Source organism: Shewanella morhuae, from assembly GCF_900156405.1.
In the GTDB taxonomy this organism is placed as follows: Bacteria; Pseudomonadota; Gammaproteobacteria; order Enterobacterales; family Shewanellaceae; genus Shewanella; species Shewanella morhuae.
The window spans coordinates 283,373-300,179 of sequence record NZ_FTNN01000003.1 but is presented as its reverse complement, the minus strand read 5'-3'; the positions used below and the strand labels follow the sequence as shown (position 1 = coordinate 300,179).

15 protein-coding genes are annotated in these 16,807 nt (G+C 44.2%); 3 read left to right on the top strand and 12 right to left on the bottom strand.

Features of this window, described 5'->3' with window-relative positions; all coding sequences use genetic code 11:
* Positions 1–279: 279 nt before the first annotated feature.
* The 10 genes from BW947_RS05560 to BW947_RS05520 all read right to left on the bottom strand — a co-directional run bounded on the left by BW947_RS05560 (position 280) and on the right by BW947_RS05520 (position 10,809).
* Positions 280–1,527 carry a glutamate-5-semialdehyde dehydrogenase gene (locus tag BW947_RS05560; protein WP_076497337.1) on the bottom strand — a complete coding sequence of 416 codons (1,248 nt, stop codon included), beginning with the start codon at positions 1,525–1,527 and terminating at the stop codon, positions 280–282.
* Between the two features lie 48 nt (positions 1,528–1,575).
* Positions 1,576–2,676 carry a glutamate 5-kinase gene (proB, locus tag BW947_RS05555; RefSeq protein ID WP_076497335.1) on the bottom strand — a complete coding sequence of 367 codons (1,101 nt, stop codon included), beginning with the start codon at positions 2,674–2,676 and terminating at the stop codon, positions 1,576–1,578.
* Between the two features lie 11 nt (positions 2,677–2,687).
* Complete coding sequence (gene putP / locus BW947_RS05550) at positions 2,688–4,184, bottom strand: sodium/proline symporter PutP (protein WP_076497334.1); 1,497 nt, start codon at positions 4,182–4,184, stop codon at positions 2,688–2,690.
* Positions 4,185–4,187: 3 nt separating this feature from the next.
* On the bottom strand, positions 4,188–4,364 hold the full coding sequence (locus BW947_RS18775) for a hypothetical protein (RefSeq protein WP_167368902.1): 177 nt from the start codon (positions 4,362–4,364) through the stop codon (positions 4,188–4,190).
* A 164-nt stretch (positions 4,365–4,528) separates the two neighbouring features.
* Positions 4,529–6,586, bottom strand: a complete 2,058-nt coding sequence (locus BW947_RS05545; protein ID WP_076497332.1) for an FUSC family protein — start codon at positions 6,584–6,586, stop codon at positions 4,529–4,531.
* A 7-nt stretch (positions 6,587–6,593) separates the two neighbouring features.
* A complete protein-coding gene (locus BW947_RS05540) occupies positions 6,594–7,457 on the bottom strand; it encodes an efflux RND transporter periplasmic adaptor subunit (protein WP_076497330.1) in 864 nt (287 codons plus the stop codon).
* A gap of 5 nt (positions 7,458–7,462) precedes the next feature.
* Positions 7,463–7,663, bottom strand: coding sequence for a DUF1656 domain-containing protein (locus tag BW947_RS05535; RefSeq protein ID WP_076497328.1), 201 nt, complete (start codon positions 7,661–7,663; stop codon positions 7,463–7,465).
* A 180-nt stretch (positions 7,664–7,843) separates the two neighbouring features.
* A complete protein-coding gene (gene gorA / locus BW947_RS05530) occupies positions 7,844–9,199 on the bottom strand; it encodes a glutathione-disulfide reductase (RefSeq protein ID WP_076497326.1) in 1,356 nt (451 codons plus the stop codon).
* A 134-nt stretch (positions 9,200–9,333) separates the two neighbouring features.
* Positions 9,334–9,912: a hypothetical protein gene (locus tag BW947_RS05525; protein WP_076497325.1), complete on the bottom strand. Its 579-nt coding sequence runs from the start codon at positions 9,910–9,912 to the stop codon at positions 9,334–9,336.
* Between the two features lie 105 nt (positions 9,913–10,017).
* Positions 10,018–10,809: a hypothetical protein gene (locus BW947_RS05520; protein WP_076497323.1), complete on the bottom strand. Its 792-nt coding sequence runs from the start codon at positions 10,807–10,809 to the stop codon at positions 10,018–10,020.
* A gap of 269 nt (positions 10,810–11,078) precedes the next feature.
* Between BW947_RS05520 and prlC the strand changes: the two genes are divergently transcribed.
* Both prlC and BW947_RS05510 read left to right on the top strand, forming a co-directional pair.
* Positions 11,079–13,118, top strand: a complete 2,040-nt coding sequence (prlC, locus tag BW947_RS05515) for an oligopeptidase A (protein WP_076497320.1) — start codon at positions 11,079–11,081, stop codon at positions 13,116–13,118.
* Between the two features lie 197 nt (positions 13,119–13,315).
* Entirely contained in the window at positions 13,316–13,846 is a 531-nt protein-coding gene (locus tag BW947_RS05510) for a thioesterase family protein (RefSeq protein ID WP_076497318.1), read from the top strand.
* 20 nt (positions 13,847–13,866) lie between these two features.
* On the opposite strand, the gene BW947_RS05505 is transcribed toward BW947_RS05510, so the two are convergent.
* Positions 13,867–14,514 carry a glutathione S-transferase family protein gene (locus BW947_RS05505; protein ID WP_076497317.1) on the bottom strand — a complete coding sequence of 216 codons (648 nt, stop codon included), beginning with the start codon at positions 14,512–14,514 and terminating at the stop codon, positions 13,867–13,869.
* A gap of 206 nt (positions 14,515–14,720) precedes the next feature.
* Here BW947_RS05505 and BW947_RS05500 point away from each other — a divergent pair, with 206 nt between their 5' ends.
* A complete protein-coding gene (locus tag BW947_RS05500; RefSeq protein WP_076497512.1) occupies positions 14,721–15,410 on the top strand; it encodes a DNA-3-methyladenine glycosylase I in 690 nt (229 codons plus the stop codon).
* Between the two features lie 118 nt (positions 15,411–15,528).
* On the opposite strand, the gene BW947_RS05495 is transcribed toward BW947_RS05500, so the two are convergent.
* A complete protein-coding gene (locus BW947_RS05495) occupies positions 15,529–16,275 on the bottom strand; it encodes a TorF family putative porin (protein ID WP_083948142.1) in 747 nt (248 codons plus the stop codon).
* Positions 16,276–16,807 lie beyond the last annotated feature (532 nt).

The following is a 16,807-nucleotide window of genomic DNA, read 5'->3' as shown; positions in this document are numbered from 1 at the left end:
CTCGCATTGTATGTTTGTTGAAAATAAATGCAACATGCTGAATGTGTAAATTATTTCAGCGAAGTGGTGACTTATTGGTGAATATCTTGTCGGCGGTCTTTAGCGGGGGAGTTATTAATGGGTTAGCAGTTCTAGTGTATACCTTACTATCACTCGGTTTTATGGGTTAGCCTTGGAATACAATTAGTTGTAACTCAAGTTCCTTTAGCTAAAAAAAAAGGCCGCAGTCGTTATCGATTGCAGCCTTTAATCTTTACAATTGAATCGGGACCCAACTAATTAAGCGCGCACTTGGCCGGTTCCTGAGACTAAATACTTTTCAGCAGTTAAAGACTCGAGCCCCATTGGGCCGTAGGCATGTAGCTTAGTGGTGGCAATACCAATTTCGGCGCCAAGGCCGAGTTCGCTGCCGTCAGAGAAGCGCGATGAGGCATTCACCATGACGACAGACGCATCAACTGCACGTTGGAAGCGTGCGGCTGTGACTTCGTTTTCGGTGCAAATCACTTCAGTATGTTGGCTACCAAAACGGGCAATATGTTGGATTGCATGGTCGAAGCTGTCGACTTGACGAATGGCGATTTCGAGATCTAAATACTCTTGGCCGAAATCGTTTTCTTCCATGTAAGTACAGTGTTCAAAGTAGCCACCGGCCTGAGTACAAGCGTTGATTTTAACCTTGTGCTCTGCCAGCGATTTGGCGACTTTAGGCAAAAATTGCGCCGCGATATCTTGATGTACTAATAGGGCTTCGAGGGCATTACATACGCCTGTGCGCTGCGTTTTACCGTTGAGCAATAAGGCTAGTGCGTTATCTAAATCGGCATCCTTATCAACGTATAAATGGCACACACCTTTAAAATGCTGGATCACTGGTATTCTACTGTTATCAGTGACAAAGTTAATTAAACCTTCGCCGCCACGGGGAATGATCACATCGATATAGTCACGCTGCTGCATCAACTCTAGTAACAGCGCGCGATCAGGATCAGGGACCACTGTGATTAACGCGGTTGGTAAAGCGTATTGTGTTAATACGTTTTGCAAAATAGTAGCGATAACTTTGCTGCTCGTCAGCGCTTCTTTCCCACCGCGCAGGATCACCGCATTACCAGATTTAAAGCACAGGGCGCCCGCATCGGCGGTAACATTGGGGCGCGCTTCATAAATCATACAAACCACACCTAAAGGCACACGCATTTTACTGATGGATAAACCGTTAGGTCGCTTGCCAATATAGCGCTCGTTACCAATGGGATCGGGCAGGGCGGCAATGGTTTCAATGCCTACTGCCATGGCTTCAATGCGTTCAGGTGTTAGCGTTAAGCGGTCTAGCATCGCTGGGGCAACGTTATCGGCTGTTGCTCTGTTCAAGTCGATTAGATTAGCGCTTTGGATTTCATAGGCTTTTTCGCGTATTGAGCGCGCCATATCGAGGAGCACAGTATTTTTAAGCTGTTCGTCAACTTGGGCGAGGATAAGAGCCGCTTTGGCAGCTTCTTCAGATAAATTTTTGATTAAAGTCATATTTACTCCGCTTAGATGTTTACTCGCTCATATTTATTCGGCTGATGCTTATTCGAGAATGGCGATGTTTTTCTCGGAAATGATCGGTCCAGTCTTTTGCTGAAATTCACTGGCAAACTCGCGATCGTCTTGGTCCGTAATAAAGCTAAGTAAACAACTGCTGTAATTGGATTTGGCTTTTGCCAATTTAGTACCGTCACCTTTGCGTACTAAAATAGTGTCACCCACTGAAAAATCACCGTTAATGGCGACAACATCGTCACTGGTCAATTGCTCGCTATGGGCATCAAGGTCAATATCAAAATCATTTTCGACAATGACTTCGCCCTGAGCCTGCGAGGTATGTGTCATCCAATGCAAATGTTCCTGCATGGGTTTCTCGTGGGAAGTGAACAGCGTACCGGGATTTTGACCCTTCAATAATTGGTTGAAGGAGTCAGCATCAAAGCCATTGATAATAAAGGTTTCAATCCCGTGGGATATTGCCTTTTTGGCGGCTTGGATCTTAGTTCGCATGCCACCGGTACCGACGGCGCTACTGGCACCGCCGGCCATGGCGTAAATCTCGGCAGTAATTTCGGTGACTTGTTTTATCAACTTTGCATCGGGATTTTCATGGGGGTTTTGCGTGTAAAGCCCATTCACATCCGAACAGATAATCAATGTATCGGCATCGGCAGCCGCGGCGACCATGGCCGAGAGATTATCGTTATCGCCGACTTTGAGCTTGTCGGCGGTCACGGCATCGTTCTCGTTGATAATCGGCAGTAGCCCGTGTTCGAGTAGGCTAAAAATCGTATCTTTAATGCTGATGTAACGATCACGATTACGTAAATCGCCGTGAGTTAACAGTAGCTGGGCGGTTGGGAAATCAAATAACTTGTTCCATGTGGCCATCATATCGGCCTGACCCGCTGCTGCCATGGCTTTTTTCACTGTGACGCTGGGTTTATCAACCTCGCCAAAGTGATGCCATCCCGCGGCGACTGAGCCCGAAGAGACCAAGACAACTTGGATCCCTTGGGCACGACAATAAGTAATAAATTGGGCAATGCCGAGTAAGTAGTGGCTGCTGCAACCTTGTTTTTGGGGAGCAATCAGGGCACTACCTACCTTAACGACAATGCGTTTCCAGGGTAAGTCAGTCATACCTTAATGCCTTATCTGTCTTCGGCTAAAACACGGCCAGCCTTGTGGAATAATTTAGTGGTTTTGGCACAAGGGTCGGCATCGAGTAACGACACTACCCAAATCACCATACTGCTCACGGCAAAGCCGGGGATCATTTCATACACCACTGTGGTTAAGGCTTTGCCATCTGCTAATACTGGTGCATAAATCCAAAACAGGACAGTGAGAGCGCCTGACACTATGCCGGCTATCGCGGCTTTGTGGGTTAGGTTAGCTTTATACAAACTAAACAAAACTAACGGACCAAAAGCGGCACCAAATCCTGCCCAGGCATTACTCACCAGTGATAACACACTGCTAGAGCGGTCGAGCGCCAGTAGACTCGCAACAATGGCCACACCTGCGACGCCATAGCGTCCCATTTTAACCATGTCTTTCTCGGTAGATTCTTTCTTCGAAATAACACGATAGATATCTTCCGTGAGTGAGCTTGATGACACTAATAGCTGCGATGAAATGGTACTCATAATCGCCGCTAGAATCGCGGCCAGTAAGAAGCCACTAATAATCGGATGGAATAACAATTCTGAGAACACGATAAAGATGGTTTCAGGATCGCTCAACTTCATACCAAATTTATTGGCGTAAGCAATACCAACCAGTCCCGTTGCCAGCGCACCAACAATGGTTACTGTCATCCAACCCATACCAATGCGTCTTGCAGTTTTTATGTCTGCGACTGAACGAATCGCCATAAAGCGCACGATAATATGCGGTTGACCAAAATAACCCAGCCCCCAAGATAAGCTCGAGATAAGCCCTAACATAGTGACGTTTTGCATGGCATCAGAGAAATGTGGAATCGACTGATACGCAAAATTCATCATCTTGTCGGCACTGTTAAACTCTTGGTAAGCCACTACAGGCACTAAGACTAGTGCGATAAACATAATGCAGCCTTGAACAAAGTCAGTCAGGCTCACGGCCAAGAAACCACCTAACAAGGTGTAAGAAACCACCACGCTAAGCGTCACAATTAGGCCAATGTCATAGTTCAAACCAAATGCTGACTCAAACAATTTACCGCCAGCAACCAGTCCTGCTGAGGTATACAAGGTAAAGAAAATAACAATAATTACAGCAGCGATAATACGGATGCTGCTATTAGCGTTACCAAAACGTTTAGCAAAAAACTCTGGAATGGTCAGTGCGTTGTCGGCCACTTCGGTATAAACACGCAGTTTAGGGGCCACAATCAAATAATTGATTAGAGCACCAATCAATAGGCCAAGGGCGATGTAAATGGTTTCAAATCCAACCAAAAACATAGCGCCTGGTAGGCCCATCAGCATCCAACCACTCATGTCTGATGCACCCGCTGAGAGTGCCGTGACCTGTGGGCTGACTTTACGCCCGCCGAGAATATAGCCAGATACATCGCTGGTGGAATTTTTATAGGCAAATAAGCCAATGGCAAGCATAGCGATAAAATAGACCGCTAAGGAAACGTAAGCGAGATAGTTCATGAATTATTTATCTCCTAACGCTTTGTTATTTTGAATAATACTCGGTTTCAAAATGACAAAGAGATAGGTGCTTAATACGGCGAGCAAACACATAAACTGCATTGATTCTTTGGCGTGTACTAGGGTAAAACGTGTTGCCTGTGAGATGAGATTTTCCTCTGATGGGTTCCCCGATGACATAGTCTCTCCTTGGTTGATAATTGAATTAATATCACCAATATAGTTAGTGATCTAATTATATTAAGACATTTTATTGGCTAAACTTCAAGCTTTCATTGGATTTTAATAAGGTTGGTGACTGTAACGTGGTGGGATTTTTAGACGGAAAATAGTTTGATGTATGATTATTTTTCAGTGGCTTCTTTCTGCTCAGCGATGGTGTGGGCGGTGCGTTCAAAGGTTAAATTGACGCGTTCAAACATCCCTTCGATCATCGTAAGTTCTTCTGGTGGGAGTGGCGATTTGGCGAGTTCTTGCAGTAACGTGTCGCAGCTAAGTGCAAACTCTTTGGCGACTTTGCCTTGAGCGCAAGTAATAAAAGCTTTACCTAAACTGAGTTGCCAAAGGTGTAATGCGGACTCTAAATGGGCTGCAGGTATTCCCTGTAAAATGCGCCTTAGACGAATGGATACATGGCCAAGATTGAGTGCGGTAAACGCCAAGTCGGTAAAGACCCGAGAGCTATGACCCGAGCCTTTTTCGTAAGTGGCAATCCGCAGCAATCGATCACCCATACGGGCATTAAACCAAGAGGTAGGATCGGGACGTTGAGCCAGATTAACCAGATCTTTTTGGATGGATTGCAGCAGTCGATATTGCATTAAGTGTTCGCTGGGTTGAGTGATTAGCTTAAATAACCAATACAGTACGGTAACGCCTACAAAAATAGCCAGTGCATTACTGACCGTGTTTTCTATTGCAAAAGAAATGTTATTACTGGGCTGCACAAGTACAGCAAACGGTACGCAAATGCCTAAACCATAGGGTAAGGTCGGTCGATTTGCTAAGGCTAATAAGCCGATAAAAAACGGACCAGCGAGCACTAGAATGAGGATTTCAAAATCGCCGCTACTTTGTGCCAATAGGGGCAAGGCATAAAATATGGTAACTGGCACTATGATGATAATGCCGACAAGAATATGGCGTAACCCCGTTGTTAACATCGGCAGTGGTTGGCGTGCCATCATAATAGAAAAGACCACAGGCAAAAGGATCATCATCAGCACCGCATTAGAACCTGTACCTATCCACAACGAAGCCCCAATCACAAATACGGCCATACTGCGCAGGCCAGTAGTCAGACCAATAAGCGGATCACGGTGAAACTCCATTGGCGGCGCATTGAGGTTAGCAGCGCTATTACTTGTCAGTACATTATAGCTTTTGAGCACCATAATCAGGTCGGCACTTAATTCCATCGTGGCCTTGAGTAAGCGGGTTTCTAAGGGGGTTTTACTCTGATATTGCAGCAGGTTTTGCTGCACTTGATGGCGAAGGCTACGCGCCATTTTATAGCATTCTTGGTAATCACTTGAGTGTGCCATTAGGGTAAAACAACTGCGCATATTCTCTAATATTTTCGCCAGTGGCTCGCTAACCAGTTGAGGGTGATTACGCTGTAGGCGGCCGAATATTTGGATTGCTGCCAGTAATGAAAGGGTTTTATTACAGAGAAAATTTACTGCATGGTTTTGTCCACGCCCTTGCGGTCCTTCATAAATTACCGCGCTGGCGTCATCACTGAGGGTAGATATGGACTCTAGAATAGTATCAATATGCTCATGACGACTGGCGTGTGATCCTGTGGGGTCGAGCTCTAATGCAAGATAACTCAGCGTTTGATTAATGGTATTTTTAGCGCGTAGCTGCAAGCTATGTTTGACTTTTACAGGCCACAGCAGCTGGCTAACTAATACGGCACAGATGGCTCCAACAATAATCTCGCTGATCCTCGCCTGTGCCACATAAAATATTTTTGCACTGTCGGCCGTGTTCGGGCTTGCCATGACTATTAACACCACCAAACAGGCGGTCATACCGGCCATTGCGAAGGCGTATACAAAGTTTTGTTGGCGCATCATGGCCGATAGCCCTGAATTGAGCCCTATCCAGCAGGCGAGTAGCCCTAAGGCGAGTGTAGGATATGGAGCAAATCCGTTGAGTATCATGATCCCAACCAGTGCGCCAACTAAATTGCCGCCGATCTGGCATAAGCCCTTTTCGATAACTAAGCCACTTTCTGGGCGAACTTGCAGAAAAATGGCTGATACCAGTGCCCAATAGGGTCGCTCTAAATTCAAGAACATCGCCACATATAAGGCGAGCGTCATCGATATTACGCCTTTAACCGCGAATATAATGGTGCGTCTATCTGGGAAAAATAAGCTCTGTAATAACAGCATCTTAATTTTATTTATCAGTATGTAACTGGATAGATGCTGTCATGCCCACGCTTAATTCAACGTCAGGTGGAATAGCCTCTAGTTGAATATCGACAGGAATACGCTGCGCGAGTCTTACCCAGTTAAAGGTCTGATTTATCTGTGGTAACAGCTGTCCGTTGGTGGTGACATTAGTGTTAGCAATGGCTTTACCAATGCTGATGACTTTGCCATGCAATACATGGCCACCGCTCATTAGATTGATATCGGCACCTTGACCTAAGTGAATTAAGGGGATTTTAGTCTCTTCAAAATAGCCGGTAACATAGAGGGAGTTTTTTTGGACAAGTGAAAATACCGCATTACCTTTGCTGACGTAGTTGCCATACCTAAGGTTTAAATTGATCAGAGTGCCGTCTTCAGGGGCGAGAATTTGAGTTCGTTCTAAGTCAATTTTGGCAGTATTTAATTGTGCCAGCGCAAGTTCATAACTGGTCCTTGCCAGTTCAGTATTAATAAAAGCCTCATCGATAGTCTCTTTGCTGACTAAGTTGCCATTAGTTAATGCGATACGCCGTTTGTACTTATGCTTGGCAAGCTCCCATGCAAATTTTTGGCTTTCTGCTTTCGCATTCAATTCGGCAATGGTGGCCTTGTAGCGGGTATCGTCCACAGTGAATAACACATCTCCCTTATTGACGAGCTGATTATCTGCCACGTTTAGTTGGTTTACCCAACCTGAGACATCGGGCGTAATGGTGATGATATCGGCGCGTACTCGACCGTCACGGGTCCAAGGAGAATAAAGATAGTGTGACCATATCCAGTGCCCTGCGATACCTGCAACCGCGACCACTATTAATGTCAGCATGATACGTAAGATTTTGCCCATGAAAATCAACTCCCAAGCAAGTAAATAACGAAAGCCAGATAGCAGATAAATAGCCCTACCTCGAACCAAGCGGAGCGCCAAAGCCGGTGATAGAGCCCTGTTTGATACAGTACCAAACGAGTGATGCAGGAAAGCAGAAAAGCCAAGGGAATAAAGATAATTAATGGGCTGAATAGCAAACCATTGAACGCGAGCTCTTTAAGCATAACTCTCTTATCCCGATTGCTGCGGTGCAATAATAACAGCGCAGTCAATTTAAAATGCACAGTACTCAGCCGAGGTTATAGTAAAGTCGCGTAAGAGTTAATGTTTTTATCATATATCGGATCAATTAGGGCCAGCATAAGCTAGCCCTAATTATTATGAGAATAAAGTCAAAACCGCAGTTATCTCATGGTAACAAATTCTTCGGCGCCCGTTGGGTGAATAGCAACCACAGCATCGAAATCAGCCTTAGTTGCGCCCATTTTCATGGCCACGCCAAAACCTTGAAGGATTTCGTCCATACCAAAACCAATACCATGAATACCGACGACTTTTTCGTCCTTACCCGCGCAGACTAACTTCATCTTACAGGCTTGACGATGGGCCGTGACGGCGGTGTACATTGAGGTAAAAGTTGACGTATACACTTTGACGTTATCATCGCCATATTGGGTACGCGCTTCTGGCTCTGTTAGACCCATAGTGCCAATCGGCGGATGACTAAACACCACCGTTGGGATCAGGTTGTAATCCATTTTGGCATCTGTCATGCCGTTAAATAAACGCTCGGATAACAAACGGCCTGCTTTAACTGCAACTGGGGTGAGTTCTACGCCGCCCGCCATAATATCGCCGACACAGTAAATCCCTTTGTGAGTGGTATTTTGCTGTTCGTCAGTGATGACATAGCCTTTGTTATCTAATTCGACTTTAGTGTTTTCTAAGCCAATATTACCGGTTGCGGGTGAGCGGCCAATCGCCCAAATTAGGCAATCAACCGTTACGCTTTCACCGTTTTCTAAGCTTAAGGTTAGGCTGTTATCGGCATTTTTAATGACCGCTTTTGGCACACTATGCGTATGCAATGTTGGGCCTTCACTCGCCATGGCATCGACGAGGGCATCGACTAAGATAGGGTCAAAGTTACGCAATGGTGCATGTTTACGCACTAATAAGTGAGTTTCACTACCAAGTGCATGCAAAACGCCAGCGACTTCAACGGCAATATAGCCAGCACCTACAACGGCAACACGCTTAGGTTGCTCACGCAGGGCAAAGAAACCATCGGAATCGATACCGTATTCGGCACCAGGAATATTCGGGATCGTCGGCGCGCCGCCAGTGGCGATAAGGATATGATCGGCAGTGTAATGTTCACCGTTTACTTCAATAGTGTTGCCATCGACAAAGCGGCCATAGCCATTTAGCAAAGTGACTTTATTACTGGCAAAACCACGGCCATAGGCATCGTGAATGCGGCCAATATAGGCTTCGCGGTTTTCAACTAAGGTGTTCCAATCGAATTTATTAACCGTGACGTCAAAACCATAATCTTTAGCGTAAAGGTTCATCGCTTCGGCAACATGGGCGCCATACCACATGACTTTTTTAGGCACGCAACCGACGTTAACACAGGTGCCACCCACATGCTTGGCTTCGATGAGTAGTACTTTTGCGCCACGCATTGCAGCTCGGTTTGCTGAGGCGATACCGCCGCTGCCTGCGCCTAGGCAGATATAGTCAAAATGTTGAGCCATGAGTTTCTCCGTCTTACTTTAAGGATGAGATGCTTTACAGCAGAAGGTCATTGTAGGGATGTTTATGATAACAGACCAGCCCATTAGGTTCGTTATGCACCTAGATATCAAAGATTTCCTGTTAAAGAGAGCGATCACTTCGTGTTTGTTTCGCGGCGATATTGGCAATTGGAATGATCGTTTTGGTCTGGCCCTTCTGCACCACATTTAAGGCATTGCCATTCCTTGTTACGGATGCTGGCTTCATCACTAACATGTTGCAAGTTATTGCTTTGTTTTCCGTTGAGTTGTGCTTCAAGTTGGCCAATACGCTGATCGAGCCAGCGACAGTTGGGATCGTTCGCAACGTGGTTACGACTAGCTAGTTGTTGTTTACGGTTAAGTTTCTTTGCTTTAGAGGTTTTAACAGACGGAGTTGATTTGGTTTTTGATGGATTGATAGGGACGGTCACTGGAGTGGAATACTCTAATGCACTCTGTGTTTGGTGGGGAATATTTATCGGTTGTCCATGGCTGTCGAGCAAGGTACCTAAAGGTAAAGGTAAAGGTTCGGTTTTTTTCGGTTTAGATAAAGACGTTACACTAGGCTCGGATTCAGGTTCAGGTTCAGATTCAGATATCAGCTGTGCACTTACGGGAATTATGCTCTGCATAAACAGCATCATTAATGCCATAAGCACAATACGAATAAAATAAAGTTGATGCGCTAACATTCCCTGTCCCTCAGCATAATTGGATATTAACGGTAAAGTCGCTCCGTCGACATTTTGAGTTTAGTGAGTGGAATGTCGTCTTGCCAAATTTAGTGTCTAAATTAACTAAAACGTCATTGCAAAGTGGATGCCTGCATAAGTTTGATCCTGCGAGCTCGTATCGCCATTGGCCGCAGCTTCTTGTTCAATATCCCCTTGGGCAATGCTATGGCTAATATGGCCGCTGACACTCATGTTGGGTGATAATTGATAATTGCTTTCGAGACCAAACTGCAGGTTGTTCTTACCATTGTGCTCAGCTGTTCGGTATTTAAAATCAAACCCTTGGGTGATGTAGGGCGTGAGACTCAAATGGTCAGTAATATTCCAAAAACTGTGTAGACTCATTTCCACAAAATAGCCGTTAGCTTCGGCCGAATAAACATAATTTATTGATGGAATTAACCAAGGTGTGGCGGTGTAGGCGAGTTCAGCGAATAGCTCATTATCTTGGCAGCGACTACTACCATAGCCTTCAATACGTTGATATCCCAGATTCGCTTCGAGATTTTCGGCCAAGTTAAATCCATATTCAAGGCCAAGATTCCACTCGGTATAGACTTGGCTATCGCCACGACCAACTAATGCGTAGCTGGTCAAGTTGCCATATTGGACTGATGTATTCAGCCAATAAATACCGCCATTTTGTAAGTTATCGCGGCCCTGCGAGATATATTGACTGTCCCAGCCTAAATCGAATGTTACCGCCAAAGGTTCAGTCATCTCGCTGGGCATTAAATTGTATGATTTACTCTCGATGTGTTCTAAGTTCTCATTGGCGGATGCACTGTGACTAAGGCTATTGATGCCTAAAATACAGAGGATGCTTGCCATCATTTTTGCTGAGTGTATTACCATATTTTTATAGCTTTAGGTCGAGTGTATTTATACAGCAGAGAATAACTCTCTCCTGATTAAACGTTAATGCGAATTGATTCCATTTGCGATCTGGTTTGCAACAATGCTTAAGTAAATTAAACGTAAATAAAAAGTGCGAACCAACTCGCATTTTTCCGAATAAAAAATCGCTAGGTAAAGATTATCGAAGTGAGCAATCGGTTTTCTCGCCTTGATAAATGGGACATTAGCCCTTATTTATACCCTATACAGATTGTTGAGGAATCATTATGAGTAACCCTTTGCTTAGCGGCGCAAAATTACCGCTTTTTTCACAGATTAAACCGGAGCATATTCAAGTCGCTGTTGAGCATGCTATTGCTCAGTCTCGCGCTAAGATTGATGAGGTATTACAACATCAAGGGCCTTTTACTTGGGACAATTTAGTCGCGCCACTCGAACAGGTTGACGATGAACTGAGCCAAATTTGGTCACCTGTTTCTCACATGAATTCAGTCACTAGCACAGATGAATGGCGCACTGCCCACGATGCTTGCTTGCCATTATTGTCAGAGTACGGCACTTATGTTGGTCAGCATCAAGGTTTATATGAAGCCTATAAAGCCCTACGTGCATCGGATCAATTTGCACAATTGAGCCAAGCGCAGCAGAAAGTGATTGAGCACAGCCTGCGCGATTTTGAACTCTCAGGGATTGGTTTAGATGACGGGCAAAAAGTGCGTTATGGCGAAATTGTAAAACGTCTGTCTGAGCTTACCAGTGGCTTTTCAAATCAATTATTAGATGCGACCCAAGCCTGGACTAAATTAATCACCGATGAAACTGAACTAGCAGGTTTACCCGATTCAGCTAAAGCTGCTGCTAAGGCAATGGCGCAGGCGCGTGAGTTAACAGGTTGGTTATTTACCTTAGATTTCCCTTCATATTTACCCGTTATGACCTACAGCGAAAACCGCAGTCTTCGGGAAGAGTGCTACCGCGCTTTTGTCACCCGCGCCTCCGATCAAGGTCCTAATGCCGGTGAATTCGATAACAGCCCGTTAATGGACGAAATTTTAGCGCTGCGCCATGAACTCGCGCAGCTACTAGGCTTTGACAGTTTTGCTGATAAATCTCTGGCGACTAAAATGGCCGAAACGCCGGCGCAGGTAATGGCATTTTTAAATGAATTAGCACTGCGCTCAAAGGATCAAGCTAAAGCTGAACTGGCTGAGTTAAGAGCTTTTGCCGAGGCTGAATATGGCGTGACTGAGATGGCATCTTGGGACTTAAGTTTCTACGCCGAGAAGCTACAGCAGCATAAGTATGAGATTTCACAGGAAATTCTGCGCCCCTATTTCCCAGAAGATAAAGTGCTCTCGGGATTGTTCTACACAGTATCGCGTTTGTTTGGCCTTAAAATCATTGAGCAAACAGAGTTTGATCGTTGGCACAAAGATGTTCGTTTCTTCGATATTTTTGATGAAACAGGTGAACACAGAGGCAGTTTCTACCTCGACTTATATGCTCGCACCGGTAAACGTGGCGGTGCTTGGATGGATGATTGCCGTGTGCGCCGTCAAACTGCCCATGGTTTACAAAAGCCAGTGGCTTATTTGACCTGTAACTTTAATGGTCCGGTCGATGGTAAACCTGCGTTGTTTACCCACGATGAAGTGACGACCCTATTCCACGAGTTTGGCCACGGTATCCACCATATGCTGACCAAAATCGATGTTGCTGGCGTGTCGGGTATCAGCGGTGTGCCTTGGGATGCGGTCGAATTACCAAGCCAATTTATGGAAAACTGGTGCTGGCAGGAAGAAGCGTTAGCTGAAATTTCTGGCCACTTCGAAACGGGCGAGCCATTACCTAAAGCATTGTTAGATAAAATGTTGGCGGCGAAAAACTTCCAATCTGGCATGACGATGCTGCGTCAACTTGAGTTCTCGTTGTTTGATTTTAGAATGCACCATGAATACGATCCTGTTAAGGGGGCGCGCATTCAAGAAACCTTAGATGAAGTGCGTCGTCAGGTAGCCGTATTAACACCACCAGACTTTAACCGTTTCCAGCATGGTTTTGCCCATATTTTTGCGGGCGGTTATGCCGCAGGATATTACAGCTATAAATGGGCCGAAGTGCTGTCGGCGGATGCGTTTTCGCGCTTTGAGGATGAAGGTATTTTCAATCCTGAAACCGGTCGTCGTTTCTTGCATAATATCCTCGAAATGGGCGGCTCAGCTGAACCTATGGACTTATTCAAGCAGTTTATGGGGCGTGAGCCAAATATCGATGCTCTGTTAAGACACTCAGGCATTGCTGCATAAACAGGCTAGATAAGTCATTGTTAGTCAATCATATCAACATATTTAATCCGTTAATTATGTTGATGTAATGAGCTCAAAATAATCTGAGTTACACAGTAAGAAGGCGCCTGATAGCGCCTTTTTTGTGACCTAGATCTCGCTTGCCCTGTGGTATGACCTCTGTTAGCCTGTGGCTCTTATTTCAAGGGTGACTGGCTATGAATCTGTATTTTCGTTTGTTTTGGTTATTATTTTGGCGTACGCGCCACTGCCGTGAGATCGACTTTCTCGGCACCAGTCGCATCACTTATCGTGCTTTGCCGAGCGATTGTGATATCAATTTTCATCTGACTAACTCCCGTTATCCCGCCTTTATGGATCTCGCGCGGACTTATATGTTGGCTGAGATGGGTTTGCTAAAGCGCTTTATAAAGTTGAAGTGGATGCCAATCGTCAATGCCGCCGAATTTACCTATATTCGTGATATTAAGCCTTTTCAACAGTTTGAGATTGAAACTAAGGTTGTCGGTTGGGATGAGAAATATTTCTATATTGAACAGCGCTTCGTAAGTGAGCGTGGCCTGCATTGTATCGTGCATGTGCGCGGAGTGTTTGTGTGTAAGCGTAAGCAAATACCGCTGGATGTACTCGTGAAAGAGGCGGGGTATAACGAACCCGCGCCTGAGTTGCCACCCGAAGTGATTAAGTGGAAGGCATTTTTACAGTTAAAGAAAGAGCGTAACATTTGATTTTACAGAGGCATGCTCGCCTAGGGGATGCCTCTTTTCTCTCTATTATCCTCCTGCTCAATCAATAGTATTTCCTCCTGTACTAACATCCAAGCCCCGCGCAGTTGTGCTTGTTGCCAATAGCGTACTACTTGGTCAAAATCTAACAGGTTTAAATTTTTAAAAGCATAGTTTAAACATGGTATTAGAGCGCAGTCAGCGAGTGTAAAACTGTCGCCACAGATCCAATGATGCAGTGCGAGTTGTGCATCTAAGTGTTGAAATTGTAATAGTAATAGCTTCTCTATTTTCTTAATTTCAAATTCGTTACTGTTGTCGATATTTTTCATTTTTTCTAATTGAAGTAATGGGTTACTAATATCATTATCGATAATGCGATCAAATAGTCTGACCTGTAAATTATGCATTGGCTCCGTAGGTAGAAGTTGGGTACTGCTATAAAAATGCCTGTCTAAGTATTCAATAATAATGCTGGATTCGGGGATTAGCTGTTCATCTTGGGTTTTAAGTAAAGGCACTCTTGCTTGTGGATACAGTTGATAGAATTTTTGGCGTGAGAACGGATCGCGTAAATCGACAGTTATGGCGTCAAAGTTGGCCTGCTTCTCATAAAGTGCAATTAGTACCTTTTGCGAATAGCGTGATAAAGGGTGATAAAAAAACTCCATAGATACAGGCTCCAAAACCAGTCTTTTTTTGATTTCACGCTTTAACTTTAGTCGTAATTGAGGCGTTTGTTATAAGAGTTTGTTTTAAAAACGCTCGAGAGAATCCAATTTTTGTGATGAGGCTAAATGATCTATTGGGGATTAAAATCGGTATTATTAATGCTGTATTTAAAGTGTCAGAATTTAATCAGTTTAAAGGTAGTTATATGAATCAGTTAGAGCGTTTCTCATCCATTTATGCCAGAGCCAGTGATCGCAAAGGTGGTTCCGCTGGGCTCGAAGCTTTGCTGTCAGGTTGTTTAACTGATGATGAGATCCGCCAGTATCGTGATGCCGAGTTATTGTCTGCGATGAGTCGGCAGGTATTTCAAAGTGGTTTTGTGTGGCGGGTAGTTGTTAACAAATGGCCTGAGTATGAGAAGTCTTTTTTTGGATTTGAACCACACAAGGTATTGATGTTATCACCTGAGCAAATTCAAACTCGAGCGAGTGATGCAACTTTAATTCGTCATTTAAAAAAGACCCAAGCTATTTATGATAATGCGTTAATGATCCACGATATTGCGCGTGAGCATGGCAGTTTAGCGCAGCTAATTGCCGATTGGCCAACGCAAGATATTATCGGTTTATGGGCATTGTTAAAGAAACGCGGTACGCGATTAGGTGGTAATACGGGGCCATATTTTTTGCGCGGTATTGGGAAAGATACTTTCTTGTTAACCGATGATGTAAAGGGTTATTTTAAAACACATAAGCTCGTGGATACTGGCTTTACATCACAGACTGCGCTTAAACAAGTACAAGCGGTGTTTAATCAGTGGCAACAGCAGTCAGGTCGTTGTTTGGCCGATATTAGCCGCATATTGGCTTGTAGCGTGGGTGATAATCGGATTTAGTGTAATACGCCTGATGTTAATGCAAGCTGACCAGCCGATGGCTGGCCAAAGCTTTATGTATCAAACGATTATATGCTTGTTGAGACGTTGTATCCTAGACAGGCTAACCGCGCTAATCTTAAAAACTTTTGCTTATGCTAACAACAAATCTGTCATCGAAGATTTCAGTCTGAGTGCCATAAACTTTATGATCGTTATTAACTGTGCTGCCGTGGTAACGAACATCAAAACTCAGTCCGTAGAACTCTTTGCTAAGACCTAGGTTCCAGTGCCCCCAACCTTCGGCACCTTCACCGCTTAAATCTTGATAACCGACAGAACCCGACATTTTTACACCATTGGTGAAGTGATAACTTGGGTGCAGCGCATAGTTTACGCCTTGCCAGCCATCGACCCCAAACCAGTCATCAAGTGTTGGGGTTACTTCTAACTGTAAATTAGCACTGCCAAACTGCTTACCGACTTTTAGCCAGAGCTCGGTGTAATTTGAATAGGATGCGCCTGGATAAAGGTATGAAAACAACATGACATCATAGGTGAAGCCAGAGTTGCCAAATTCGCCCGCTTTACCGACAAAGGGAGCGGTGACGATTTCTAAATTGGGATCGGCAAATTTAATGTTGGAACTAAACACCCCAGCATACCAGCCTTCATTGTGGTTCCAGCTCAAAGTGCCTTGTACTGCGGGGATATCACCATCTAAAGTTTCAGATTCACCACGAAATACATAATCGGAGGTAAAATTGAGTTTACCATTAATCGTGCCACCCAAGAGTTGATTATCATCAGCTGCTTGAGCATTTATGGCAAAGGTAAGTAATGCTCCGCTGAGCAGGAGTGTGGTGCGAGTTGTCATGGTTATCATCTCAACATTATGTTTAATCAAGGGAGTTGTTAGCGCACCTTTATCATAAAAGTAAGTTGTGAATAGCGGTGTTACTGAGGATGAACCAATCACGAAAAGATATGAATAAATATGAAAAATCAATTTTAGTCGTAGAATTAATAGGTTTGTGAACAATTGCCTGCATTATAGAAGTCTTATTTGTGGGAGTCATAGTCTCATTTTATGAGGCACTAATTTGGCTTTGCTATTTGATCCGCTTTGGATGAATCACTAAGATATCCCGTTCAGTAATATTTGTACTGATTCGATTGCTGTAGATTGATGATGTAAAGTTGTCATTAAACGCAGGAAAGTACTTGATATGATGTATAACACTCATTCGCGCTCTATTTATAATTAAGCTATAAACGGTATGAGCTTTTTCTGCTAATATCTTATGTAAATCTGCTGTTTTTAACGGTTAAACCAATTAAAAATAGATTATAAAGACTATTTATAAGGCTGTTCTTGTCATCTAAATAAGTGATTATGAGAAATATGCTCACATTAT

Excerpts from the sequence above, each read along its gene's own strand:
- BW947_RS05560 (WP_076497337.1), bottom strand. The coding sequence starts at position 1,527 with ATGACTTTAATCAAAAATTTATCTGAAGAAGCTGCCAAAGCGGCTCTT.
- proB (WP_076497335.1), bottom strand. The coding sequence starts at position 2,676 with ATGACTGACTTACCCTGGAAACGCATTGTCGTTAAGGTAGGTAGTGCC.
- putP (WP_076497334.1), bottom strand. The coding sequence starts at position 4,184 with ATGAACTATCTCGCTTACGTTTCCTTAGCGGTCTATTTTATCGCTATG.
- BW947_RS18775 (WP_167368902.1), bottom strand. The coding sequence starts at position 4,364 with ATGTCATCGGGGAACCCATCAGAGGAAAATCTCATCTCACAGGCAACA.
- BW947_RS05545 (WP_076497332.1), bottom strand. The coding sequence starts at position 6,586 with ATGCTGTTATTACAGAGCTTATTTTTCCCAGATAGACGCACCATTATA.
- BW947_RS05540 (WP_076497330.1), bottom strand. The coding sequence starts at position 7,457 with ATGGGCAAAATCTTACGTATCATGCTGACATTAATAGTGGTCGCGGTT.
- BW947_RS05535 (WP_076497328.1), bottom strand. The coding sequence starts at position 7,663 with ATGCTTAAAGAGCTCGCGTTCAATGGTTTGCTATTCAGCCCATTAATT.
- gorA (WP_076497326.1), bottom strand. The coding sequence starts at position 9,199 with ATGGCTCAACATTTTGACTATATCTGCCTAGGCGCAGGCAGCGGCGGT.
- BW947_RS05525 (WP_076497325.1), bottom strand. The coding sequence starts at position 9,912 with ATGTTAGCGCATCAACTTTATTTTATTCGTATTGTGCTTATGGCATTA.
- BW947_RS05520 (WP_076497323.1), bottom strand. The coding sequence starts at position 10,809 with ATGGTAATACACTCAGCAAAAATGATGGCAAGCATCCTCTGTATTTTA.
- prlC (WP_076497320.1), top strand. The coding sequence starts at position 11,079 with ATGAGTAACCCTTTGCTTAGCGGCGCAAAATTACCGCTTTTTTCACAG.
- BW947_RS05510 (WP_076497318.1), top strand. The coding sequence starts at position 13,316 with ATGAATCTGTATTTTCGTTTGTTTTGGTTATTATTTTGGCGTACGCGC.
- BW947_RS05505 (WP_076497317.1), bottom strand. The coding sequence starts at position 14,514 with ATGGAGTTTTTTTATCACCCTTTATCACGCTATTCGCAAAAGGTACTA.
- BW947_RS05500 (WP_076497512.1), top strand. The coding sequence starts at position 14,721 with ATGAATCAGTTAGAGCGTTTCTCATCCATTTATGCCAGAGCCAGTGAT.
- BW947_RS05495 (WP_083948142.1), bottom strand. The coding sequence starts at position 16,275 with ATGATAACCATGACAACTCGCACCACACTCCTGCTCAGCGGAGCATTA.